Origin of the sequence: Halovivax asiaticus JCM 14624 (genome assembly GCF_000337515.1) — an archaeon.
GTDB classification, from domain to species: domain Archaea; phylum Halobacteriota; class Halobacteria; order Halobacteriales; family Natrialbaceae; genus Halovivax; species Halovivax asiaticus.
Genome location: NZ_AOIQ01000023.1, coordinates 1 through 24,898, shown reverse-complemented (window position 1 = coordinate 24,898; position 24,898 = coordinate 1). Strand labels below are relative to the sequence as shown.

At 63.4% G+C, this 24,898-nt stretch carries 20 protein-coding genes; 6 read left to right on the top strand and 14 right to left on the bottom strand.

The genetic code is table 11. The features are described 5' to 3' along the window. Positions 1 to 13: 13 nt before the first annotated feature. Complete coding sequence (locus C479_RS15080; RefSeq protein ID WP_007704501.1) at positions 14 to 1,558, bottom strand: acyl-CoA carboxylase subunit beta; 1,545 nt, start codon at positions 1,556 to 1,558, stop codon at positions 14 to 16. A gap of 250 nt (positions 1,559 to 1,808) precedes the next feature. Next, the gene (locus tag C479_RS15075; RefSeq protein WP_049907445.1) at positions 1,809 to 3,179 is read right to left on the bottom strand and encodes a sodium-dependent transporter; all 1,371 of its coding nucleotides are present in this window, start codon (positions 3,177 to 3,179) and stop codon (positions 1,809 to 1,811) included. Positions 3,180 to 3,422: 243 nt separating this feature from the next. Here C479_RS15075 and C479_RS15070 point away from each other — a divergent pair, with 243 nt between their 5' ends. Then, positions 3,423 to 4,664, top strand: a complete 1,242-nt coding sequence (locus tag C479_RS15070) for an ABC transporter substrate-binding protein (RefSeq protein ID WP_007704498.1) — start codon at positions 3,423 to 3,425, stop codon at positions 4,662 to 4,664. 379 nt (positions 4,665 to 5,043) lie between these two features. Here the strand turns inward: C479_RS15070 and C479_RS15065 are convergent, their stop codons facing one another. The 5 genes from C479_RS15065 to C479_RS15045 form a co-directional block, all read right to left on the bottom strand. After that, on the bottom strand, positions 5,044 to 5,748 hold the full coding sequence (locus C479_RS15065; RefSeq protein ID WP_007704496.1) for an ABC transporter ATP-binding protein: 705 nt from the start codon (positions 5,746 to 5,748) through the stop codon (positions 5,044 to 5,046). Beyond that, positions 5,748 to 6,602, bottom strand: a complete 855-nt coding sequence (locus C479_RS15060) for an ABC transporter ATP-binding protein (protein WP_083893872.1) — start codon at positions 6,600 to 6,602, stop codon at positions 5,748 to 5,750. Before C479_RS15060 ends, C479_RS15065 begins: the two co-directional genes overlap by 1 nt. Then, positions 6,595 to 7,944 carry a branched-chain amino acid ABC transporter permease gene (locus C479_RS15055; RefSeq protein ID WP_007704491.1) on the bottom strand — a complete coding sequence of 450 codons (1,350 nt, stop codon included), beginning with the start codon at positions 7,942 to 7,944 and terminating at the stop codon, positions 6,595 to 6,597. The genes C479_RS15060 and C479_RS15055 overlap by 8 nt, the downstream gene beginning before the upstream one ends. After that, positions 7,941 to 9,059: a branched-chain amino acid ABC transporter permease gene (locus tag C479_RS15050; RefSeq protein WP_193788379.1), complete on the bottom strand. Its 1,119-nt coding sequence runs from the start codon at positions 9,057 to 9,059 to the stop codon at positions 7,941 to 7,943. The genes C479_RS15055 and C479_RS15050 overlap by 4 nt, the downstream gene beginning before the upstream one ends. Before the next feature lie 178 nt (positions 9,060 to 9,237). Then, on the bottom strand, positions 9,238 to 9,969 hold the full coding sequence (locus C479_RS15045; RefSeq protein WP_007704488.1) for an SDR family oxidoreductase: 732 nt from the start codon (positions 9,967 to 9,969) through the stop codon (positions 9,238 to 9,240). Positions 9,970 to 10,065: 96 nt separating this feature from the next. Between C479_RS15045 and C479_RS15040 the strand changes: the two genes are divergently transcribed. After that, entirely contained in the window at positions 10,066 to 10,611 is a 546-nt protein-coding gene (locus C479_RS15040) for a hypothetical protein (RefSeq protein ID WP_007704486.1), read from the top strand. Between the two features lie 90 nt (positions 10,612 to 10,701). On the opposite strand, the gene C479_RS15035 is transcribed toward C479_RS15040, so the two are convergent. The 4 genes from C479_RS15035 to C479_RS15020 form a co-directional block, all read right to left on the bottom strand. Next, a complete protein-coding gene (locus C479_RS15035) occupies positions 10,702 to 12,714 on the bottom strand; it encodes a SpoVR family protein (RefSeq protein ID WP_007704484.1) in 2,013 nt (670 codons plus the stop codon). 29 nt (positions 12,715 to 12,743) lie between these two features. Then, positions 12,744 to 14,066, bottom strand: coding sequence for a YeaH/YhbH family protein (locus C479_RS15030; protein WP_007704483.1), 1,323 nt, complete (start codon positions 14,064 to 14,066; stop codon positions 12,744 to 12,746). A 91-nt stretch (positions 14,067 to 14,157) separates the two neighbouring features. Continuing rightward, positions 14,158 to 16,446: a PrkA family serine protein kinase gene (locus C479_RS15025; RefSeq protein WP_007704481.1), complete on the bottom strand. Its 2,289-nt coding sequence runs from the start codon at positions 16,444 to 16,446 to the stop codon at positions 14,158 to 14,160. Further along, the gene (locus tag C479_RS15020; protein WP_007704480.1) at positions 16,443 to 18,518 is read right to left on the bottom strand and encodes a PrkA family serine protein kinase; all 2,076 of its coding nucleotides are present in this window, start codon (positions 18,516 to 18,518) and stop codon (positions 16,443 to 16,445) included. The genes C479_RS15025 and C479_RS15020 overlap by 4 nt, the downstream gene beginning before the upstream one ends. Positions 18,519 to 19,064: 546 nt before the next feature. On the opposite strand from C479_RS15020, the gene C479_RS15015 reads away from it, so the two are divergent. The 4 genes from C479_RS15015 to C479_RS15000 all read left to right on the top strand — a co-directional run bounded on the left by C479_RS15015 (position 19,065) and on the right by C479_RS15000 (position 20,898). Continuing rightward, on the top strand, positions 19,065 to 19,472 hold the full coding sequence (locus C479_RS15015; protein ID WP_007704478.1) for a DUF5820 family protein: 408 nt from the start codon (positions 19,065 to 19,067) through the stop codon (positions 19,470 to 19,472). Positions 19,473 to 19,540: 68 nt separating this feature from the next. Continuing rightward, on the top strand, positions 19,541 to 19,987 hold the full coding sequence (locus C479_RS15010) for a UPF0179 family protein (RefSeq protein ID WP_007704476.1): 447 nt from the start codon (positions 19,541 to 19,543) through the stop codon (positions 19,985 to 19,987). Positions 19,988 to 20,168: 181 nt separating this feature from the next. Further along, positions 20,169 to 20,621, top strand: a complete 453-nt coding sequence (locus C479_RS15005; RefSeq protein ID WP_007704474.1) for a hypothetical protein — start codon at positions 20,169 to 20,171, stop codon at positions 20,619 to 20,621. An 82-nt stretch (positions 20,622 to 20,703) separates the two neighbouring features. Then, a complete protein-coding gene (locus C479_RS15000; protein WP_007704472.1) occupies positions 20,704 to 20,898 on the top strand; it encodes a cold-shock protein in 195 nt (64 codons plus the stop codon). Between the two features lie 63 nt (positions 20,899 to 20,961). Here C479_RS15000 and C479_RS14995 read toward each other — a convergent pair whose 3' ends face one another. The 3 genes from C479_RS14995 to C479_RS14985 all read right to left on the bottom strand — a co-directional run bounded on the left by C479_RS14995 (position 20,962) and on the right by C479_RS14985 (position 24,819). Next, positions 20,962 to 21,336, bottom strand: coding sequence for a hypothetical protein (locus tag C479_RS14995; RefSeq protein WP_007704470.1), 375 nt, complete (start codon positions 21,334 to 21,336; stop codon positions 20,962 to 20,964). Between the two features lie 109 nt (positions 21,337 to 21,445). Beyond that, entirely contained in the window at positions 21,446 to 23,215 is a 1,770-nt protein-coding gene (locus tag C479_RS14990) for an FAD-dependent monooxygenase (protein ID WP_007704468.1), read from the bottom strand. Continuing rightward, positions 23,215 to 24,819, bottom strand: coding sequence for an electron transfer flavoprotein subunit alpha/FixB family protein (locus C479_RS14985; RefSeq protein WP_007704466.1), 1,605 nt, complete (start codon positions 24,817 to 24,819; stop codon positions 23,215 to 23,217). The genes C479_RS14990 and C479_RS14985 overlap by 1 nt, the downstream gene beginning before the upstream one ends. Positions 24,820 to 24,898: the final 79 nt, after the last annotated feature.

The following is a 24,898-nucleotide window of genomic DNA, read 5'->3' as shown; positions in this document are numbered from 1 at the left end:
AGCTCGGCCCCCATCACAGCGGGATGTTTCCGTGTTTCTTGTCGGGCGTGTCCTCGCGCTTTGACTGGAGCATCTCGAGATCCGAGATCAGTCGCGGCCGGGTCTCGGTAGGGCGGATGACGTCGTCGAGGAAGCCCTTGTCGGTCGCCGTGTAGGGGTTGGCGAACTCCTCGCGGTACTCCTCGATGAGTTCCTCACGGAGCGCGTCGGGATCGTCGGCCTCGGCGAGTTCCTCCCGGTAGAGGATGTTGACCGCGCCCTTCGGGCCCATGACAGCAATCTCGGCAGTGGGCCAGGCGTAATTGACGTCCGCGCCCAGGTTCTTCGAGGCCATCACGCAGTAGGCGCCGCCGTAGGCCTTGCGCGTGATGACGGTCAGGAGCGGGACGGTCGCCTCGGAGAAAGCATAGAGCAATTTCGCGCCGTGGCGGATGATCCCCCGGTGTTCCTGATCGGTACCCGGCATGTAGCCGGGGACGTCGACGAAGGTGACGATCGGGATGTTGAACGAATCACAGAAGCGCACGAAGCGCGAGCCCTTCATCGAGGCGTCGACGGTAAGGGTCCCGGCGTTGACTCGCGGCTGGTTGGCCACGAGGCCCACCGATCGGCCGTCGAGGCGGCCGAAGCCGACCACGAGGTTCTTCGCGTAGTTCTCCGCCACTTCGAAGAACGAGCCCTCGTCGACGGTCGTCTCGATGACGTCCGTCATGTCGTAGGGCTTCTGGGGGTTGTCGGGGACGATCGATTCGAGCGCATCGTCGCGTCGTTCCGGATCGTCCCAGGGCTCGACCCGCGGCGGGTCTTCGACGTTGTTCTGCGGGAGATACGAGAGGAGCCGGCGGATCTTGTCGAGCGCGTCTTCCTCGGATTCGCAGGCGAACTGGGCGACGCCGGTCTCGCCGGCGTGGGTCATCGCCCCACCGAGTTCCTCGTGCGTGACGTCCTCACCAGTGACGGTCTTCGTGACGCCGGGGCCGGTGATGTACATGTGGCTCGTGTCCTTCACCATGAAGATGAAGTCCGTGATAGCGGGGGAGTACACCGCACCGCCGGCGCAGGGCCCCATCGTCGCGGATATCTGGGGGATCACGCCGCTCGCCTGCTGGTTCCGCCGGAAGATCTCGGTGTAGCCGGCCAGGCTCTTGACCCCCTCCTGAATCCGCGCGCCCGCGGAGTCGTTGAGCCCGATGACGGGTGCGCCGACTTCCATCGCCATGTCCATGACCTTGCAGACCTTCTCGGCGAAGACCTCGCCGAGCGAGCCGCCGAAGACGGTGAAGTCGTGGGCGAAGACGAAGACGTTCCGGCCGTCGACCTCGCCGTAGCCAGTTACGACACCGTCGCCTTTGACCTGCTTTTCGTCCATCCCGAAGTTCGTCTCGTCGTGCGTACGAAGCTGGTCGAATTCGGTGAACGTGTCGTCGTCGAGGAAGTACTCGATACGCTCGCGGGCGGTCATCTTGCCCTTCTCGTGCTGGCGCTCGATACGCTCCTCGCCGCCACCCAGAAGCGCCTCCTCCCGCAGGCGTTCGAGTGCTTCGATACGCTCCTCCATCGTCATTGTCGACTCCTCCCTGCGATAATCATTGTCGGGTCGAACGGCCAGCCACACAAAAAGCGTTCTGCAATGCGAACGGTGTGCGAAGTCGTCGGTATTGGCCACGGTAACGACGTTCCGGCTGGCGACACGCTCCACAATCAGGCCCGTACGTCGTCGACACCCCCGTTGTGGAACGTCGGAATGCGGCCAGGCCGCACGTCTCCGTCGGAGTGACAAGAGAGAGAAAAACGCCGACGCTGATCGGTCACAGGCCGAGGAAGTCGGCGAAGTCTCCCGAGAGGAAGGACCAGTAGTCGCCGACCGCGAGGGCGAGGGTGACGAGCAACACGACGATGACGGGAATTCTGACGAGCCAGATCCACACCTGCGGGAGTACCCCGGGTGAGTGCATGCCACGACGGAGTTCCGCCATCGCTCGGTCGGCCCCGATCCAGGCGACCAGGATCATCAGGACGATCCCGCCGGAGACGAGGAGAATCTGGGCAGCGAGGGCGTCGTACAGCGTTACGAGAATCGGCTGGCGCTGGGAGGACAGGAGTGCGACCGGCGTGCCGAGGAGAAACATGGCCACCCCGGTCACGGCCGCCGTCCGTCGCCGCACGGCGCCGAACTCGTCGATGGCGAACGAGACGACGACCTCCATGATACTGATCGCCGACGAGAGCGCCGCGATGGCGAACATCCCGAAGAAGACGACCCCGACGACCGAGCCCGCCGGAATGTCGGCGAAGGCACCAGCGAGCGCGACGAAGATGGCGCCGGGACCCGGATCCGCGGGCCCGACACCGGCTGTGAACAGGATCGGAAAGACGAACAGCCCGGTCAGAAAGGCGACGGCCGTATCGATCGCCACGATGATTCCGGTGTCGACGAGCAGATTCCGCTCCTCGTCCAGGTAGGAGGCGAACGTGATCATGACCCCCATCCCGACCGAGAGGCTGAAAAAGGCCTGCCCGGCCGCCGCCGGGACGATCGACCGCCAGTCCGAAGCCAGGAGGGAGAAATCCGGCGAGAGGTAGTACTCGTAGGCGGCGCCGGCATCAGGGAGCGTCCACGCGTAGACGACGAGGGCAAGAACGACGAACGCGACTGCCGGGACCATCACCGTGACGGCCAGTTCGATCCCCCGCCTGACCCCGAGTGCGACGATCGCGACCGTCAGTGCCATGAATATCGCGTGAAAGACCAGCGCGTCGAACCCGGTCGCGATGTCGAGGAAGTACGACTCCGATCGGCCGGCGTACCCACCGGTTACGCTGCCGACGACGTACCGAAGCACCCAGCCGGCGACCACGCTATAGTACGACAGGATGAGAAACCCGATCAGGATGAACAACCCACCGAGGTACCGCCACGCACCGCCGCCGAACTCGGCCAGTGCACCGACCGGGCTCCGCCCGGTGAGCCGCCCGACCGTGAACTCGACCAGCATCGCAGGGACGCCGATCAATAACACGAACCAGAGGTACAGGAGGACGAAGACGGCTCCACCCTCCTGGCCGGCCTGAAACGGGAACCGCCAGACGTTCCCCAATCCGACGGCGCTTCCCACGGCCGCGAGGATAAATCCCGCCCGCCTAGTCCACGAACTCCGGTCGGTCGAACTGCGGGACATTCGACGGACACGCGACGCGACCATCCGATGGTACTGGGTGCCTACAACGAGATTCTCGCCAATCGTTCACCCCGCGACCGACCCCCAGCTGTGTCGCCGATCGGGTACAGATCTAACGAGTATGGATGCGGGGTATCCGGCTCCTATAGCTAAAAATGTCACACCGAAGGCCACCTTACTTGATATATTGTGTTAGGAAACAAATACATAAGTACTATATAATGGACCGCTATACGGTAACCTATGGCACGAAAGCTGAATCGGCGGCGGGTGCTCGGGGGAATCGGTGCCGCAGGAACACTCTCGATCGCAGGCTGTCTCAACGCGCTCAGTGGAGACGATGGATCAGGGAGCGGCGATATCGAACCGCGCCTCGGGATTTTGCAACCGGAGTCCGGCCAGCTAGGCTCCCTCGGGACCCCGATCGCGGACGGCGCCGAATTGCCCGCACTACAGCTCGAATCCGACACCGATCTCACCATCGACGTCGGTCGCCGTGACACCGAGACGAGACCGGAGGTCGGCGTGAGTCAGGCCCAGACACTCGTCGACTCGGGCTATCCGGCGATCACCGGGGCGGCGTCTTCAGCCGTCACGATCAACATCGCTAACGACATCCTCATTCCGAACGAAGTAGTCGGAATCTCGCCTGCGAGTACCAGTCCCGACATTACGGGGATGAACGGGGACTACCTGCTTCGGACCTGCCCCAGCGACGCCTGGCAGGGCGACGCGATGGCGGAAATCGCCGTCAACGACCAGGGCGCCAGTTCGATCGCCACGCTCTACCTGAACAACGACTACGGGCAGGGCCTCAACGACGAATTCGTCGCCGGCTGTGAGGACCGAGGCGCCGAAGTGCTCGCCGAAGTTTCCTTCTCCTCGAGCAATACGTCGTTCACGTCGCAACTGGAGAACTCGGCCGGAACCGATCCCGACCTGTTGATGATCGTCGGCTACCCCGAGGCCGGGCAAGTCATCTTCCGTGAATTTTACCAGAATTTCGACAACGACATGCCGATTCTCGTTCCCGACGGGCTCATCGACGACAATCTTCCCACGAACGCGGACAATCCGATGGAGAACGTCATCGGGACGGCACCCGGAGCGGACGGCGAGGGTATCGACGACTTCACCAGCCTCTACGAATCCGAGTACGGCTCAGCACCTGGGGTCTTCAACGCGCAAGCGTACGACGCGAGCGCCGTCCTCATCCTCGCCACGCTGTACGGTGGCGAGGTAGACGGCCCCACGATCGCCGATAACGTCCGCGAGGTCGCCAACCCGGACGGCGAAGAGGTCGGTCCGGGTAATCTCGACGAGGCGGTGGAGATGGCACAGAACGGCGACGCCATCAACTATCAGGGCGCATCCGGTCCCGTCGACTTCCTCGATAACGGGAACCCCTCCGCCGTGACGTACCAGATCGGTAGCTACACGATGGACGGCTACTCCGTCGACCGCAGCGTCACCTACGAAGCCTGACGCCGGCTGCAACCCGACTACTTTTCGCGGTGTCGTGATCGACTGTCGACACAAACGCTTACGTTCGATCGATCGGACGAGACCGAGAGCATCACTCCACGAGTAGCGCCACGGAACCACGGTCGCGACGGGTGACCGACAACGTTGCGTCCAGACAGTTCGGCCCAGCGACTATTGGGTCTGTATACCACACTCATGTATCGCGAACACACCGCCCGGCCGCTCGGCGAGCGTGTCCGCCTCAGGTAGACGGGCACGAAATCATGGTCCCACACGTAAGGACACACCATCCGTGACGACACACGCCGGAATTACGGGTGCGCCGTTCCATTACGTCGTCTCGGTGTCTGCTTGCTCCCAGAAAACCGGGCGCGGCGCGTTATCCGCCGAGGAAGTCCTTTCGGACCTGTTCGTCCGCGAGTAACGCGTCTCCGGTGTCTTCGTAGCGGTTTTGCCCCTGTACGAGGACGTAGCCGCGATTACACCGACGCAACGCCTCTTTCGCGTTCTGTTCGACCAGTAGAACGCCCGTTCCATCGTCGTTGATGCGATCGATTCGGTCGAACATGTCCTGGACGAGATCGGGCGCGAGGCCCGCGCTCGGTTCGTCGAGCAAGAGGAGATCGGGATCGAGCATGAGAGCCCGACCCATCGCGAGCATCTGCTGCTGACCACCGCTCAGGTCACCGGCGTTTTGCTGGCGGCGTTCCTCCAGGATCGGGAACCGGTCGAAGATCCGATCGATCCGTTCCTGTGGAACCTCGTCCAAGATGTACGCGCCCATCTCCAGGTTCTCCATCACCGACATCGAGGGGAAGACGTTGTCGCTCTGTGGGACGTACCCGATACCGGTCGAAATGATCTCTTCCGGGCGATAGCCGCTGATCTCGGTACCCTTGAATTCGATCGAGCCACCCATGTAGGTGGTGAGGCCGAAGACCGACTTCATGACGGTCGACTTTCCTGCGCCGTTCGGGCCGACGATGGTGACGTACTCCCCGTCCCCAACTTGCATGTCGACGCCGTTGATGATCTGCAGGTCGCCGTAGCCGGAGTCGAGGTTGGCCACATCGAGTAGCGTCATTAGACCTCACCTCCGAGGTACGCCTCGATAACCTGTTCGTTCGACTGAATCACTTCTGGCGTCCCCTCGTCGAGGACACCCCCTTGATGCATCACGATCACGTGTTCGCAGTGTTCCATAATCAGGTCCATATCGTGTTCGACGATGAGGAAGGTGTAACCGTCCTCGCGAAGGGCGTGGATCCGATCCAGGATCTTCTCTTCGAGCGTCGGGTTGACGCCGGCCATCGGTTCGTCGAGCATGAGCATCTCCGGATCCGTCTGGAGTGCGCGTGCCAGGTCGAGGAGTTTCCGCTGGCCGCCAGAGAGGTTCATCGCGTACTCTTCGGCGAGGTGATCGATCTCGAAGAACTCGAGCGTCTCCCAGGCTTGGTCTCTGAGTTCTCGTTCCTGCTCGACGACACCACCGCGCGCACCGGGAAGAACCGACCGCCAGAGGTGTTCACCCAGTTGGTCCTTCGGGGCGAGCATCATGTTCTCGAGGACGGTCATCTCCGGGAATTCGCGTGCGATCTGGAACGTGCGAACGAGTCCCTGATTCGCAACCTGATGGGGTTCCCAGCCGGTGATATCCGTTCCATCGAACGTCACCGATCCGTCTTCCGGTTCGTAGACCCCAGTGATGCAGTTGAACGTGGTCGATTTACCGGCCCCGTTCGGACCGATCAATCCGGTGATCGACCCCCGTTCGACGGAGAAACTCGTATCGTCGACCGCGACGATTCCGCCGAAGCGCTTGTGGAGGTTCGACACTTCCAGAACCGCATCGTCGACCGACCGGGCCGATGCGTCCTCGTCCACCGATTCCGCATCGTCACGCTGCGATTCCAGGTCGGGGGAGTCGGCGCTACTCATCCGACTCACCTCCCGCTGAACCAGTCGTCGCAGATTCATCCGTGGAATTCGCTCCGTCAGAGGGGGTACTGGGTCGACTGAGGTCGACTGCCGCGGCTATCTCCTTGCGGTGGCCGAGCAGTCCCTGCGGTCGCTTGATCATCAGGACAATCAGGACCAGACCGAGGATAATGTACTTTATTTCGTCCATCGAATTGACGAGGTAGTCGATCACTGCCAGCGGATTCGACGAAACGAACGCATCGGCGATCGTCGGCGGTGATTGCACTTCGTAGAAGGACTCGATGACTCGCTTCAGGAAGTCCGGACCATCGTACACGAAGGCTGCAAAGACGAAGCCCCCGATAACGCTGCCCGTGTTCGATCCAGCCCCACCGACGATCAGTGCGACGAAGATGTAGAACGTCCAGATCGGTCTGATGTGGTTCGGGGTGACGAGTGTCCGTTTACCGAGCCATAGCATGCCAGCGAGACCCATCAGCCCGCAGCCGAGGACGAACACCACGACCTTCGCCCGGTCCGTCCGCTTCCCGAGGGATCTCGCGGCCAGTTCGTCCTCGCGAATCGCTTTCAGTACCCGTCCGAACGGCGAGTAGGCGATCCGCGTCAGGAGCAAAAAGATCAGAATCACGATCCCGATCAGGATGCCCGTATAGACGTAGTTCTCCATGACGGAGTCCGGAACCCCGCCGAGGTTGACCCCCGCCCAGATAATGCCATCCGTGAGCTCTCCGGTGACCGGTTTCGACTGCAGCCACGAGACGACACTGTCGGTTCGAGGGGCACTGATACCACTCCCGCCGCCCGTCCCGTAGCCACCTGGTAACGTCCGTAACGACCCCGAGACCGCGAGTAACCGGATGATTTCGGAGAACCCGAGGGTAATGATCGCGAAGTAATCCGCACGAACGCGAAGCGCAGGGAGTGCGATCACCAACCCCGCGAGACACGCTGCCAGGAAGCCAACGAGGATCCCGACCGGAATGGGGAGGCCGAGACCGGCCGGCGACGCGTCTGGTGAGGCGGTAACGAACGACATCGCGTACACGCCGACGCCCATGAAGCCGACCACGCCGATGTTGAACATTCCGGTGTAGCCCCAGTGCAGGTTCAGGGCGAGTGCGCCCATCGCGAAGACGGCCCCGTAGAACGTGATGCGCTGGAGGAAACTCATGATGAAGTTGACGTTCAACCCGGCGAGAAGTCCGAGGCCCATGAAGAACACGTAGGTCACGGCGACGACCGCGGCGATTCGACCGATATCGGCGAACCAGCTCGGTCGAACCATCGGTGCCGGCGCGTTGTCTTCGCCGTCCGAGTCGGCGACAGTTTCGGTACTCATGTCGTCTCCACCCCCCCGAGCAGGCCGTTTGGTTTGAATACCAGTATCAGAATCATGAGAATGAATGCGGAAACTTTCGCAAGGTCAGACGGCAACCAGATCAACGACACGTTCACGGTCATCCCGATGATGAGCGATCCCACGAGGGCTCCGTAGATGGAACCGATGCCGCCGAGGATGACTGCGGCGAATATCAACAACAGCAGGAACCAGCCGAGGTTGATGGAGACCGATCCCCGATCGAGGACGATGAGGTAGCCGGAGATTCCGGCGAACGCCGCACCGATAATCCAGGTTGCCGTGATGACGCGTTCGGTCGGAATGCCCGTAATCAGCGCGAGATCCTTGTTGTCCGCCATCGCCCGCATGGACTTTCCAAGTTTCGTGCGCTGTAGCAGCAGGTGCAAACCGACGATGAGGGCGAACGCGATGATGACGAGCGTCAACTCGTGTGCCGTAAACGGTCCAACATCGGGTGCGGTCGCGGTCACGCCACGCTTTCTGTTCGTGAAGATGACGGCGAGGAAGTACCGAAGGGCGAGTGCGACACCGACGCTCGCGATGAGCATCGAAATACCGCCCTGATCCCGCATTCGTTTGTACACGAGCCGATCGATCGCGAGGGCAACGAGGACTGTCACCGCCCCGGCGACCACCATCCCGATGAGGATCGCGAGCGGAGACGCGAATACCTGTAGTCCCACCTGCCCCGGTGAGACACCGCCCGACGTTGCACGAACCAACACGAGTTCGCCGACGCTGGCCAGCCCCCACCCTCCGACAAGATAGGCGGCGGCCCAGCCCCCGAACGCACCGGTCGTGATCAGATCACCGTGCGAAAAGTTCGCGAATTGAAGGATGCTGTAGGTCATCGACAGACCGACTGCGGCGAGTGCGATGTACATAGCATCCCGGAGCCCCCACCACAGGTACTCCAGAAGCTTTGTGTATGCGATGCCACCGGTTACCAACCGGCGAACGATATCGAGCACCAGCAATACCATGAGAAGGGCGACGAAAAGCCCCACAATGTCAGCACCTGACGTCGGTGAAAGGCGGTTTCGCACAGCGGATGCGCTGTCCGAAATCCGACCTCCACTGATATTCTCACCCATGCCTGTCAGCGACTCTCTGCTCATAGGTAATATACTTCACGCTACTAGCCAACATACCGAACGGATTACCCGCAGCCTGCTGGCGGTTCTGACGTTCCGTGACCGGTGACTGTTTGGCGGGTACCCTGGAACGTCCTGAACGCGTGCTCGTGGCCGTCAACGAGACTGATAGAGAGGTTCACGCTTCGCCGTACACCGGCACCGCCGCACCGCTCGTCACCGACGCCGCGTCACTACAGAGGAACGCGACGATGTCCGCAATCTCTCCGGGATCGACCCACGAGTTGTGATCGGCGTCGGGCATCATCTCACGGTTCATCGGCGTGTCGATCACGCTCGGCATGACGCAGTTGGCACGAACGGTCCCTCGATTCTCCGCGGCGAGGGTCTCGGTGAGAAGCCGAATACCTGCCTTCGAGATGCGGTACGGGCCGTCGCCCGCACCCCCTTCGAGCGACGAACGCGAACTCACGTTGACGATAGCACCTTCGGCCTCCTGTAATGCGGGTAAGGCATGTTTACTCGTCAGGAAGGCCGTTTTCAGATTGACGTCCATGAGGAGATCGAACTCGTCGACGCTCGTCGCCTCGATCGGCTGGCCGCCGCGCCACGTCCCGGCGATATTCAACACGTGATCGATACGACCGTACTCGTCACTGATCTCCGCAATAACTCGCTCGACGTCGGATTCGTCGGTGAGATCGGCCTGGGAGAAGTGGGCGCGCTCCGCCGCCGCGAACGGAGCGTCGTCCGTAGCCGAATCGGCTGGGTCGGGCTCGGCCACGTCGACCCCACAGACCGTCGACCCCGCACGCACGAACCGGTCGGCGACGGCCGTGCCGAGTGAGCCGGTCGCTCCAGTGACGATCGTCACCGTCTCGTCGAACGCAAAGGTTGCCGTTCGTGGCATGGTGGCCCCTGACACTCCCGGACTGGTTCAATGCTCGGGTGGCGAATGCGACCGGTGACGGAAAAATTCATTTCTCCACGGGCATATTCTAATACCATGGACGAATGCGGAGCAAGAGTTCGGCGACGAGAACTGCTCGGAATCGTCGGCAGTGGGACGCTCGCAGGGCTGGCCGGCTGTACGGCATTCGTCGACTGGATCGGCGACAAAGTGCTTGGGGACGTGAACATCTTCAACGGGAGGACCGAACGGGTCACAGGATCGATCGTCGTGACCGGTTCCGACGGAACGGACGTACTCGACGCCTCGTTCGACGCCCCGCCATCGGAAGACGACGGAAACGATTCGCAGGCAGACGCGGAGAACACGTCGACAGCGGCCAGTGAGGAGACCCAGGTGTTCGAGGACGTGTGGGACGGGCCGGGAACGTACGAGGTGCGCGTGCAACTCGACGAAGCCCAGACCGTCGGGGACGACGCGACAGCGAGTACGTCGATCGAGATCAGCGATCCGGACGAAGAGATGCTCGCCGTCACGCTCGGCGCAGACGATGTAGACGAGATTAGGTTCGCGACCGGTGACGCACTGAGCGAGTTTCAGGACAATCCCGTCGAACGAACGGACAACGAAAGCGAATCGTGACGCTACCAGGGGTCGGAACGACAGCGATCGGGTCGAATACGTGCCGTCGCGTCCACGATGGAGACGCCGTTCGGTGGCCGTGGAAATCGCTCAGGCGAGCCACTCGTCGGGTTTCGTGTCGTAATCGACGTCGTCAGCGGCCAGGTGTTCGACGGCGGTCCAGTCGACGCGTTCGACCGTCGTCTCGGTGCCGTCGTGACGAAGACGGACGCCGCGCTCGTCGGGCGTCGGTTCCCGGTTCCGGCGTTTTGCCACCTCGACGTCGTGGTCGTCGAGTTCCTTCCTGATCGTCAGCAGGTTCACCGGTCGCCCCCAGAGTTCGAACACGCGTTCGAGAACGGCTTTGGCCTGTTCGAAGTCGAGCTCGATGCCGTTGTACTCGTGTTCCAGCAGCAACTCGCCGGCGTTGTCGTAGTTGCCGTCCGCGACGGTAATCGTGGGCTTGCCGAAGTTGGTGAACTGCAAGAGGAGTTTGCGTTTGACGTCCTCGGGATCCGTGCTGGCGACGTGGAACTGGCCGGTCGCCTGGGAGTACTCGTAGGTGAAGTAGTCGTTCTCGCGGACGAACTCCGCGGTTAGAAACTCGTCCAGGAACGTCACGTCGTTGTGACTCTCGCGGACGTCGAACAGGCGATCCCAGCCGGCCGTGAAGTCGACGGCCGCGACCGCCTCGTCGACGGAGTCGTAGCGATCCGAATCGAAGATGTACCGACCGAGCTCCTCGAGGCGGTCGCGACCGATTCGTTCGAAGACGCCCCGATTGGCGGGTTTCACGAGCGAGTAGTGCCTGCGGGCCAGTCCCTCGTAGGAGAGGACACGCCACGGATACCGGTCGACGTCGATCCGACCCGCTCGGGCTGCCTCGAGTGCGTCCGCATCGACCCACGCGTCAGGGACCGTTTCGAGCGCCGAGAGCGACGCAGAATCGATCGAATCGATCGCTGCGGGCGGTTCGAGCCGGTCGAGGACGGCGTCGAAGTCGATATCTTCAGTGAGCGTCCGCCACGTGATGCCGTCGACGCGGAGCAGGTGTTCGACGACCTCCCGCCGATTGGTCACGTTCTCGATGTACTGCCAGAGCGCGAGGCCCAGGCTGTAGGGATTCAACCCGGGAGAGGCCAGAACGCTCGCCATGTGATCGGCGTACTCGACCACCTCGTCGTCGCCGGCGAAGGCCTCGTCGGCCATCATACGCGACTCCCAGAGGGCGGCCCATCCCTCGTTCATCACCTTCGTCATCTGCTGGGGCGCGAAGTAGTAGGCCTCTTCGCGGAGGATCTCGAGGATGTCTCGTTGCCAGTCGGTCAGTTCGACGGCGCGTTCCTCCTCGGGATCGTAGGCTTTGCCGTACTCGCGCAGGAAGCCGAGGACGTCCGTCTCGGGCGTCGACGGGTCACCGTCCCCATCGTCTGCCGCCCGAGCTTCCAGCCACTCGTCGTCGAAAACCTCCGAGGTTACCTCCGAAGAGAGGTCCAGATTTTCGAGCGTCTCCTGCAGATCGTCGTCAAGATCCGGCGGCTCCACGTCCCGTTCGAGGCGCCCGCGGTAGGGTCGGTGCTGGTCGATCGTGTCCTCCAGCGAGAGTACGTGATCGATCCAGCGCTCGACGTCGCTTCGGTCGATCTCCGGATCGGCCATGTACGCCTCGATGGCCCGCGAGTGGCGCTCGAGCATCGCCGCGGCGTCGACGTCGTCCGAGTCGGAGCGCCGATCGGTGAACAGGCCGAACCAATCGTTGTTCGCGAAGAAGTCGGCGTGGGCCTCGACGTGGGTGATGACCGCCTTCTGGTCGGCCAACGAGTTCGACTCCTGCAAGAACGCGTGCGACGGATTGTCGTTGTTGACGATTTCGAACGCCCGCGCACCGGTGTAGCGGTCCTGCTTTTGCTGGCGATCGTACTGCATCCCCCAACGCCAGTGCGGATAGCGACGCTGGAAGCCCCCGTAGGCGATGAGTTCGTTCATCTCGTCGTGGTCGACGATCCAGTAGCGGACCGGATACGGTTCCAGCCCGAGTTTTGCCGCGAGATTACGGGCCGCCGTAACCGGCTCTTCGAGGTCGGTCGCGATCGCGCGTTTGCGACGGTGCTCGGGCTCACGCATCGGACTCACCGCCAGGCGGCTGTGTACTGTTACTCATCTGGCTCACTCTCCGTACTGAGGATGTCGTAGATCGCACCGGCGACGTCGTCGGGCGAATTGACGTACGTGACGGCGACGTCCTCGTCGTCCGGTCCGAAGTGTTTCTCGAGTTCTTCGGCGTGGGTCGCGTTGATCGCGTTGCCGCTCGGCTGCGTCTCGACGTAGGCGTGAAGGTTCGCCGGGATCTCCTCCATCAGCGGGATGACCCGCTCCGACGTGTCGTTGGAGGAGTTTTCCGAGTCGCCAGCGGCGAAGACGTAGCGGTTCCAGTCGCTCCAGGGATAGGCCTCGAGCAGTTCGGCGGCGAGCTCGTACGCGCTCGAGATCTTCGTCCCGCCGCCCGAGCGGATGCCGAAGAAGTCCTCGCGCTCGACCGCCCAGGCCTCGGCGTCGTGGGCGATGTAGACGAACTCCGCCGTGTCGTACTTGCCCGTGAGATACCAGTCGAGCGGGGTGAACACGCGCTCGACGAGTTCGCGCTTGGTCTCTCGCATCGACCCGGAGACGTCGCGGATGTTCACCACGACGACGTTTCGCTCACGTTCCTCGACGATCTCCGGATGGCGATACCGCTCGTCGTCGCGGCGGAGCGGCACGTGATCGATGCCGTCGCGCCGGATCCGTTGCTGGACCGGCTGGCGATCGACGCCCGCCTCGACCTCCTCGATCGAGGCCCACGTCCCGCGCTCGTCGGCGACCGACTCGTGGGCGCGCTCGATCCACGACATCGACACGGGCAACCGCTCGCCCCGGGCCCACTCGAAGACCTCGCGCGGCGTGATCCCCTCGACCTTGCAGACTTCGCGAACGAAATTCTCGTCGAACGCCATCGCGACCTTCCGTTTCAACCCTTCACGGAACATGCGTTCGACGTCGAGCGTACTGTTCGGGCCGGAACGAGTGAGGTCAGTGAAGGGGCCCTCGTGTTCCTCGACGACCGTCTTGCCTTTCGGGTCGAGGTCGAGGCCGAGTTCCTCGTCGAGTTCCTGGGCGAACTCCTCCGGATCCATCTCGTAATACTCGTGTTCGCCGCCCTCCTCGCCGGGGTCACCCTCCTCGTCACCGTCGCCAGGCTGGGGCTGTGGCTGGCCGACCGGTTGCCCCACGTCGGGCGTGTCGCCGTCACCCTGGCCGACACCGCCTCTGTCACGACGGTCGTACGCGAACTCGGGCAGGGAGACGATCTTGATCGGGACGTTGATCTCGTCCGCGCCGCTGTGGCCCAGGTCGCCGTACTGAATGAAGTCAGCGAGGTCCTCCCGGCGGTCTTCGCCGACCGCCCGGAATCGCTCCAGGTCGTCTCTCAGCCCCATTCGCGAGTCACCTCACCGGGTGTGACGACGAGTATCGACCGGCCTCCCTCATCGTACGGGATGCGTCGGTGTCGCACTCGGCTCTCGACGCTCACTCCCACTGGTAACTCACCTGGCTCATGACGTGTCGACTCGTCAGTTCGGCCGAGGCGACGGAGTAGCCGAAGTCGTCGACCAACCGATCGATCGTCGTCGACTTGACGCGCTCGGTCTCCGTATTGCTCGGCGGGTCGTCCCACGCGTGCGGATCCAGATCCTCGTAGTGACGACGGACGTCCTCCCAGTCGTGTGCTTCGAGGACGTCCGTCAGAACCGGGATCGCGGTCAGGTCCGCATCCGCCGCGGAGAACGCCTCGTCGCGGTGCTCCCAGGCGTACCGGTTCAGCGCGGTGATGACATTCTCCTGGCGGAACTCGCGGACGTCCTCGGTTGGCCGATTTCCGTCGTAGTCGAGTTCGTGGAACCGACCGAGCTCCTCGACCTCGAACAGTTTCATCTTCAGCGGGTCGGGATCGACCGGATCGTTCCGATCGTCGGTGAGTTGCTCGCCGGTCTCCCAGGCGTAGACGTGCTCGACGTATTCCGCGACTGTCTCCTCGTCCACGCGGCGGTCGGCCATGATCGCCTCGATCACGTCCGACTCCTGTCGGCCGAAGACATGCTCGCGAACCGGCGTGACGCGAGACTCGAACTCCGACTGCTCCCCCGTGGAGAAGATCGGCGCCTCGAAGAGCCCGTCGGCCATCGCGTCTAGCACGTCTCGCGGCATGACGACGTCTTCGACGGGGAGCTCGGGGTGGTGACGATCGCTCCCCTCCTGCAGGAGGTCGGCGATCACGTCGCGCGTGTACGTCACTGGAATCCCGTGCGTACCGTCCGGCGCGTCATCCTCGAACCCGAAGTCGTCGAGGTCGCGGCGAACGTCTCCCTGTTGCAGATACCCCTGATCGAAGAGCACCGCCTTCTCGACCAGGTCGAGGTCCGCCGGCAGATCCTCCGTGACGAGCCGGGTGACGACGGCGTAGAGCGCGGCCGCCTCGACGGCATGTGGGGCCAGTTCTCGCGCTCGCGTGTGACCGGCCTCGGTGGTAACCGACACGGAAAGTGGCTGGCGAACCTTCTCGTCTCGCTGGTCGGGATCGGTCGCCGTCCAGACGGTCGTCTCGTCGGTCAGCTCGCGCCTGATAAGTTCGGCTTCCATGGAGCGGTTCGTCAGGTACTGGAAGCGCCGCTTGTTCAGCCGGCGCTTCAGCGCCTTCAGCGGATCCATCCCGTTCTTGTCGGCGTGCTGATCGAGCTGGGCCTCCAGATCGGGATTGGAGATGATAACCAGTTGCGTATCGACGTCCATCCCGATCCCCTTGTCCAGCTTGACCGTCCCCTCGTCGGGGACGTTGAGCAGTTTCCGTAAGAGGTCGGCGTGCTGGGCGGCGTCTTCGACGATCGTCAGGACGCCGTTTCCCTGCGAGAGCACGCCATCGTAGGAGAAGGCCTGCGGGTTCTTCCGCCCGCGCGAGTCGAGTTCCTGAAGCATACCGTGCATCCAGGAGCCGACCAGCCGTTCTTTGGGCGTTCCGTCGTCCTCCGCGTGGAGGACACCGATCCCCTGGCCGACGTCGACGACGTAGTTGCGCACGCGCAGGTGCCGGTCGTCCGTGATCGCCGAGAACAGCGAATCGACACCCTGGTTCCGGTAGCGCTCTTCTAAGTACTCGAAGGCCTCCCGGGAGAACGGATCGAGATCCGTCTCCAGCCGGATCGGGACGGATTCGTCGGACGACTCGTTGAGCGTCGCGAGGAGGTCGTCGCGGACGTCCTCGGGGAAGACCGAGAGGGGGTGTGTCTGTACTGGGCTCGCGAACCAGTGTTCGTCGTCGGCCGCTGTCGGATCGACGCCGTAACTCAGGCTGCGATCCTCCGCCGTCGCCGACCGGACGTTCCACTCGACGGTGTAGCGCCGGCCCGCTGGCGTCTTCGAGTACTCACGGAGGCCGTTGATCAGACAGCGCTTGAGTTCCGACTTCCCGGTCGCCGTCGGTCCCTCGAACCAGATGAGTTTCTCGCCCTTGCCTCGACCCGCGGCTATCGATCGCAGGTCGTCGACGAACGCGTTCAGCATCTCCGTGTTGCCGAGCACGGCGTGCTCACCGTCGTTGTGCGGATCGTCGAAGAAGCGATAGCGCGTCCGATACTCGCCCTCTTCGAGCACGGTTCGCGTCCCCGCAGCCTCGATAGCGTCGAGGAGGTACTTCGAGGCGTGGGCGGCGAGCGTCGGCCGCTCGAAGAGGCGATCGACGAATGCGTCCAGGCGCTGGGGCTCCTCGTACGTCTCCGCCAGTGTGCTGTCGGCGTCGGAGACGTAGTCGGTTCCGTGCGTCATTGCTCTTCGATCTCCGAGCGGGCGACTTCGGCGCCCGCGAACTCGAGCACCTCCTTCGCCCCGTTCTTCGAGTAGCCCTGTTCGACCAACGCGTCGATCCACGCCGACCGCTCCTCGTCGTCGATCTCACCGGCGCTGACCAGCGCGGAGAAGTTGATGTTGTGCTTCTTGTCCTCCCAGAGTTTGCGTTCTAAGGCACGACGAAGCCGTTCGTTGTCCGTCGGGTCGAACGCCTCGCCCTCGCGTGCGCGCCGTGACACCCAGTTCGAGACCTCCTGTCGGAAGTCGTCCTTGCGGTCGGAGGGGATGTCGAGTTCCTCCTCGACGGCCCGCAGGAAGGTCTCGTCGGGTTCTTGCTCGCGGCCGGTGAGCTCGTCCTCGATCGTCGCGTCGTCGATGTGGGCCATCACGTGGTCCATGTACTTCTCGCCCTGGCGCTGGATCTCCTCGACGTCGTACGCCAGCGCGTTGCGGACGTCCTCGATGGCGCGCTCGCGGTACTCCTCGCGGACGCGCTCCAGATAGCGGTAGTACCGCTCGAACTCCGCCTCCGGGATCGAGCCGTGGTGCTCCAGGTTCTCTTCGAAGAAGGAGAACACGGTCAGCGGCGAGAGATACTCGCGGTCGCGATGCTTCGAATCCATGATCGCCTCCGCGATCTCGTCGCCGATGAACCGCGGAGAGATCCCGACCATCCCCTCGCCGATTTCGGCGGTCTGATCGGCCTCCTCGCGGAGTTTCTTCACGTCGACGTCCGTCGCCTCGTCGATCTCGCCGTTGTAGGCTTTCGCCTTCGAGAGGAGGTCGACACGGTCCGAGTCCGGCTCCTCGACGCGGGTGAGGACGCCGAAGAGGCCGGCCATCTCCAGCGTGTGGGGCTCGACGTGGATGTCCGGAACGTCGGCGTTTTCGAGCATCTTCTCGTAGATGCGCGCCTCGTCCTCGTAAGACAGGACGTACGGGAAATCGATCCGCTTCGTGCGGTCGTTGAACGCTTCCATCTTCTCGTCGCCCTTCTTGTCCTTGTACTCGGGCATGTTCGTCCGGCCGACGATCACCTGGTCGATGTCGATCCGTGGATTGTTCTTCGGCTTGATGGTCTGCTCCTGGGTCGCGTGCAGGAAGTCGTAGAGGAATTCCCGCTGGAGTTTGAGCAGTTCCTCGCCGGAGAAGATGCCCCGATTCGCGTTACAGAACGCGCCCGAGTAGTCGAACGCGCGCGGGTCGGACTCTCCGTAGACGGCGATCTTCGAGTAGTTGACGTCCCCCGTCAGCTCCGTCTCGTCCTGATTCTTCTTGTCCTTCGGTTCGAACGTCTCGAGCCCCTGGCGTTTGTTCTCGTCGGCGACGAACCGGACGATCTCGACGTGATTCTCCAGTACGGCCTGGAGGTCGTCCTCGTAGTGCGCCAGGAGCCGGTCCATGTAAAACTCGCTCTCCGGATCCAGCGCCTGCTCGTTCTGGATCGTGTACGGCGCGTCGAGACCGTCGTTCATCGCGTCGATGACGTCTCGTCGCTGTTCGATCGGCAAGAGGACGAGCGGGTCCTGGTTCATCGGCGATCGGACGACGTCGTCCGACGGGTCCTGATCCCGAATGACGTCACAGAGGTTCGTCCACCGGAACGTGTACATTCGACCGTCCTCGGTCAGCGTGTAGTCTTCGAAGTATCGGCGGAGCTGGCGGTCGAAGTGTGACTTCCCGGAGCCGACGGGACCCAGCAGGAGTTTGATACGGCGTTCGGGCCCCAGCCGGCGCGAGCCCGACTTGACCTTGTTGACGAACTCGTGAATCGCCTGGTGGACGACACGACCGTAGAACGTGTTCTCGCCGTCGTTGAGTGGGTCCAACGACGCCAGGTGGTACTCGACGACGCCGCGTTCGTCGTCGTAGGTCGTGCCGTAGTGATCGAACATGTCCGCGACGCGCTGGTGGGCGTTGCGAGCGATCTTCGGATCGGCGGTGACTTCGTCTAGGTACCAGCCGAACGATTTCGCCTCGCGCAGATCGGCGGGCATCGATTGCTGGTAGGCGGTACTGAGTCGTTCGAGCGTGTCGGTGTCACTGGTCATGGTATCACTGGAATCGCGTATCGGCCGCCCGAAACGGTGTCCATCCGTTCACCGCGGGACCACCACGTTCGGTTCGAGGCCGATCCCGCTGGCAGGTGGGTCCACCGAACGCTGTGATCGCGTGATCGGCGACACTGGGGACGGACGGACCAGCGCTGACGGAGGGGCTGACACACCATACTGTTCCTCGTGGCACCCGGGACGTGCGCACCCGGATACCGCAGGCACCGATCGTTGGACAGATATCGGTGGTATTTAATATGGTTGTAATCCACACACATAAGCTTGCCCCCAAGGCGTTTATATGAGCACTCGATTCGTCCCCTCGCGCCGGGGAATCAAGTTCGCAGGGGCAGCGTACCCGGACAACACGAAGCGATGGCTAAAGCGGCGTGCTTGCACTTGCCACGTCTCCGACCAGGCGCTTGGCGCGCGCCATAGCTGCTGCCCCTGCGGGGGGACCGCACCCAACGGACAGACCAAAGGAACAGCCAACAGCCCACAGCAACCGCCGGGGCTATACGAGTGCACGGTGTACGTGGCGGTATGACGCCGTCCACCGAACTGCCGCCCGGATGGGTCGTCTGGGACGACGAGTCGGACGGACGAACGGTCTACGCTTACCGACCGGACGTCTTCGACGGCAGCGAGTACCCTGCCCCCTGTCTTCCCGTGTGTTATCTGACCCACGGCGCCCGGACGCGCCGGCCCGGGCAGAACCCCACCGACCGGACCGTCGACGACGACTGGTTCGTCACCCTCTATCTCGAACCCGAGGTGTACGTCGGGGACGTCGAGCGAGTCGATTCGCAGGCGGACGCCGAGTCGACCGCCATCGACTTGCTGAGGCGCTTCGCCGCCGGCGAAATCGACTACCGGGCCGCCTATCAGGTCCCCCGGGACCGCTACCTCGATCGACTCGACGAGTTGACCGGCCGATCGTCGACCCGATAGCCGGGAACGGCGATCGACGAGGCGGTCGCCCCGTCGGGCTTAACCCGCCGCGGCGACTACGAGGATTCATGTCGACGATCACACTGCTCGGCGATCTACTGGCCGAGCCTGGCACGGAGTTCGTCTACGAAGGCGAAGCCGATGCCTGTGCCGGCTGTCCGTATCGGAGTCAATGTCTCACGCTGGAGTCCGGACGGCGGTATCGGGTAACCGACGTCAGAGAGAACGGCCAGTTGCTCGAGTGTGCGATCCACGATCGCGGGGTCCGCGCTGTCGAGGTCGAGCCGACGACAGTCAGAGCGAACGTCCCCGAAGACGGCTCCTTCGCCGGAAGTACGGCTAGCCTCGCCGGACCGTGCCCCTACGTCGAGTGCCCGAGTCACGAATTGTGCGAACCCGACGGCATCGAGCACGGAGAGTCGGCTCGCATCGCGACGGTCCACGGCGACCCACCCCACGATGTCTGCCACCTCGATCGCTCGCTCACCACGGTCGAGCTCGACCCCGACGGGTGAGTGCTCGCCGCCCGACCAACCGATCGTCGGACAGCGGCCCATACTTAACTGCGCGATCTGGACACCCTGAGGCGTTTTGCAGTCGCCTTCCCAGCCTCTGCTGCGAGACACAGTTCGTGGACACCCGCTCTGGTGGGCCCACCAACCCGCTGTCGTGGGCTCACCGCTGTGGCTCGCGCGCATGGTTCCGGAATTCACCCTGCTCGGCGCGTCGCTCGCTCTCGGCGTGAGTTTCGGCCTCCTCGCCCACGAAGGAACCCACGCCGTCGCCCTCCACCTGAGCGGCGTTCCGTACCGTGTGAAGATCCTCCCTCACCGCGATGGCCACCCGATCAGGTGGCTCACGCGGACGCCCTGGGCAGTGGTGTTGCCCGCTCCCCGGCCCGCCACGCCCACCTGGGCGCTCCAACTTGGTGCTCTCGCCCCGCTGCTCCTCGCTGTCCCGCTGTTCACCCTGGCTGCGCTCGGCCACACGCCGACGGCAGCCTCCCCCGTCCAGCTGTCGTTCGCGCTCGGCTGGTTCGCCTGTGCGCTCCCGAGCCCACAGGACTTCTCGGTCGCGTTCTACGCCGACCGGGCGCTCGAATCCGTCGCGCTCGATGGTACCGAGAGCGGTACCGGGACACACCGATGATCACCACAGTCGCGGCGTGTGTTCACGCGACAACAGTACCCACGCAAGTCTTATCCGTGATCCGGCGTTGTGTTTAGAAGCAATGGCAGAAGGCAACGTTGATTTCTTCAACGACACAGGCGGCTACGGTTTCATCGAGACTGACGACGCGGACGATGACGTTTTCTTCCACATGGAAGACGTTGGCGGTCCGGACCTCGAAGAAGGCACAGAGATCGAATTCGACATCGAACAGGCCCCCAAGGGCCCCCGGGCGACCAACGTCACCCGCCTGTAACACGGCGAGCGTTTTCCCGGTAGCAGATTTTCTTCGCGACGCAGAATGTGACGAGCGCCAGCGTTAGGCACGCGCCGAGCTCCAATCGTCATTCTTGATGAGCAACGCGGCCACATCGTGAATATTTCGCGTTTCCAATAGTAACTCGGCCGCCGTCCGCAGGGTAAAGGAGGCGTCGAGGTCGACACCCGTGGCCCGCGCGTAACAGGCGAGCCAATCGTTCATCGCCGTCTCCAGTGCATCGTACTCGGCCGCGGAAAACTGGACGAACCGCCCACCCGTTCGACCCTCCACGTAGAGCCAGATGGCCTGTCCGGCACCCTCACGGAGGTATCGTTGTTCCGGATCAGATGCCGACCAGTCGTCGCGCTCACAGCGCCGGCGATCCCGCTCGGCCTGCCGGGCCAGCGCCAAAATGCGTGCGCCACGATGTTTCATGGGTTCGTCTCCAGTGTCCCATCGATTCGGATCCAGTGTCCCATCGGTTCGTATCCAGTGTCCCAGCGGGTCGTCTGCATCCGTGATTGCACGGAGTCGACACGGCGACCTAGCCCTGTTTGAACTCGACTCCCTTGTTGCCGCTCGGGTGTTCCCACTCGGTGTCGGCGACGACGGCGCAGGTTCCACACTCGACACAGGGTTGCGTGTCGAGACTGACGAGGCGTTCTGTCGAGCCGTTCGCCCCGACGTCCTCGGAACGATAACAGCCGCCACCGAAGTCCTCGGCGCTGACCGGACAGGCCGCGACCGCCGCGCCGCTTGCCTCGTAGGATTCGTCCAGCAACCGGATGTGCGGGTTACCGACGTCCGTGTCGTACGTGAGGTCGCCGATTCGCTCGGCGAGCGCCGGGGGTTCGACCGGGGAGTCCCAGTGGACCGTCCGGCCGAGTTCCTCGCCGAGGACCGTCGGCAGGGTCACGTACCCGGTGCTGGTATCGGGGAGCATACCGACGAGGAACGGGGAGTTGTACGCCTTCTCGAGTAGCTTCGCCGAGAGCCGATTCGTCGCGGCGACGCGACCAACTTTCGATTTGAGAAGGCCGTTCGTCACGCGCTCGACGAGATCGTGTTCGCCGAGTTTGCTCGCGAGGCGATAGCGCCGGGGACGAAGCTTGTCCATCGTGCCGGATTTTTCCAGCATGTCGACGTAGCTGCGCCCAGCCGCGTCCGGCGCCGACTCGGTGCGGGTGCTCGCGAACGCATCGGCTGCGAGCGCACCCGCGGAGACGGCGTGGTTCATCCCCTTGATGATCGGGCCCTGGGCTTGCATCTGCCCGGCGGCGTCGCCGACCAGGAGGAGCCGTCCGCGGTAGGGTGAGGGGTGGGCCACCTTCTTCGAGTCGGGCACGAGTTTCGCGCTGTATTCGCGTTCGTGGTACTCGTCGCCGAGCCACTGTGCGAGCAGCGGGNGGTGGGCCACCTTCTTCGAGTCGGGCACGAGTTTCGCGCTGTATTCGCGTTCGTGGTACTCGTCGCCGAGCCACTGTGCGAGCAGCGGGTGAGTGAGCAAGGCGTCGAGTAACTCGTGTGGATTGGCCTCCTGGGCCACCAGGCTGTCTAAGTGGAACACGGTCCCGATGGACAGGGACTCCTCGTTGGTGTAGAGGAAGCCGCCGCCGCGAACGCCCTCAAAGAGGTCGCCCGAGAAGAGGTGGGCCGCACCCTCGTTCTCGCCGACGTCGAAGCGGTCGGCGATCGCGTCGGGATCCATCTCGACGACGGCTTTGACGCCCTGGAACCACTCGTCGGGTTCGTCCCAGTCCATCAGGCCCGCGTCACGCGCCAGTTCGGAGTTGACGCCGTCCGCCGCGACGATCACGTCTGCGGTGATCGGATCGAGTTCGTCGAAGGTGACGCCGACGATCTCGCCGTTCTCGCGTAGCAACCCGTTGGCGCGAACGCCCGTCAAGACGCCGCCACCCGTCTCGCTCGTCTTCTCGTGGACGCGGTCTTCGAGCCACGAGTCCATCTTGCGTCGGAGGACGGCGTCACACCAGTCGGTGTCGTGTTCGTGGAGGTCCTCGAGCGAGATCGACTTCACCTTGTTTCCGGCGACGTTGTGGATCTCGTAGTCGGTCACGGGGCGTTCGGCCGCGTGCTCGCGAAAGCCGTCGAAGAGGTCGTCCATCGTGTACGGCGCGGACTGCTCCGCGTAGACCAGTCCGCCGGAGACGTTCTTCGATCCCGACTCCACGCCGCGTTCCAGCACCAGTGTCTCTACCCCGTGATCCGCCAGTCGCGCCGCGGCTGCGGCCCCGCCCGGCCCACAGCCGACGACGATCGCCTCGTAGTGTTCGTACTCGCCAGTGTCTGTCATCAGTCCTCACCTCCGTCCGCGACGGCCTCGACGTTCAACTCGCCACTCTCGACCGCCTCGATCAGGTGCGGAAGGACCTCGAAGAGGTCGCCCTCGACGAAGTAGTCCGAAAAGTCCCGGATCCGCGCATCCGGGTCGGTGTTGATCGCGACGATCGTCTCCGACTCGTCCATCCCGACCTTGTGCTGGACGGCGCCCGAGACGCCGGCCGCAACGTAGAGGTCGGGGGCGACCTCCTGACCGGTCTCGCCGATCTGGCGATCCTCACCCGTGTACTGCTCGACGTGCCCGTCGAACTGGTAGGACGACGTCACGATACCGCGCGTGATGCCGAACGCCGCGTCCTCGAACGCGTCGGCGAGATCGAGGCCGAGTTCGATGCCCTCGGTCGGTGCGTCGCCGATCCCGCGACCCAGACAGACGACCACGTCGTGGCCGGTGAGGTCGACACCCTCGTCGAGTTCGTCGGACTCCTCGACCGTGACGGCGAACCACTCGTCGTCCAGGCCCATGTCGTGTTCGACGACCAGCCCTTCGCGGTCGGAGTCGGGCTCCGGAACGTCGAACGTTCCCGGAATGACCGACGCCCCCTGCGGGTGAAAGTCCCGATCGGGATTGTCGAGACAGAGGATCGTCGAGTACTCGAACCCGGAGAAGTCCGGGCGCTTCATGTGGAGTACCTTCTCGAACACTTTCTTCTCGCCAGGTTCGCCCGTCTTGACGGGATTCGAGATCTTCTCTTCCTCGATGAAGAGGTCGGAACAGTCAGATGCCAGCCCGGAGTCGAGTTCGGCTTGGACCGTCGCCGAGAGGTCGCGACCGTTGTTCGTCGCCGGGAAGAGCGCGTAGCGCGGTTTGTCGTAGTCGTACCAGCTGTCGTCGTCGAACGAACCCTCCCCGCGAGCCATGTGCGACGTAATCTGCGTGTACGGCGTGTTGAGGAAGCGTTCGAGGCGGTCATCGTCGTGGAAGACGGCGACGTCCGCGCCGTACTGGATCGCCTCCTCGGCGTGGGCTCGACAGTCGTCGCCCATCAGGTACGCGACGACACGCTCCTCGTCGCCGTAGTCCGCGGCGTACTCGTCCATTAACTCCCGGGCTTTGCCGAGCATCTCCTTCGAGACGTCGAGCAACTCACCCTGCTGGGTCTCACAGAAAACCCACATATCCTCGTAGTGGCCACCCTGAAGCGCTCGGATGTGTTTTTTGTCCCGGGTCGGATGGGTGAGGCCGTCGTCTTCGTCCTCGCCCTCAGCTGCGTCGTCAGTTTCCGCTTCGTCAGCCGATTCGTCCTTTTCCGCTTCGTCAGACGATTCCCCTTCATCGGCCGATTCGTCGTCCGCGTCGGACTCGTCGTCGGATTCCTCGGCTGCCGCCGATTCGTCGGCATCGTCGGGCTCTTCGTACTCGCCCTCGGTCTCGGGTTCGTCGACCTCGCCTGCCTCGCGGAGTTCATCCATCCGCGCCTCGATGGCCTCGCGCGCCGTCTTTCGATCCTGGTTCTCACGTTCGTCTTCGAGGGCGGCGCTCAGCGTTTCGAGATCGTCGACGTCGGTCAGTTCCTCTCGCAGTGCAGCCACCGTGTGTTCGTCGGGGTTCACCATCGTCAATCACCCCCCGCGGCGAACGGTTGCATCTCCTCTAGCACCTGTCTCTTATACACATCTCTGATGGCGCGAGGGA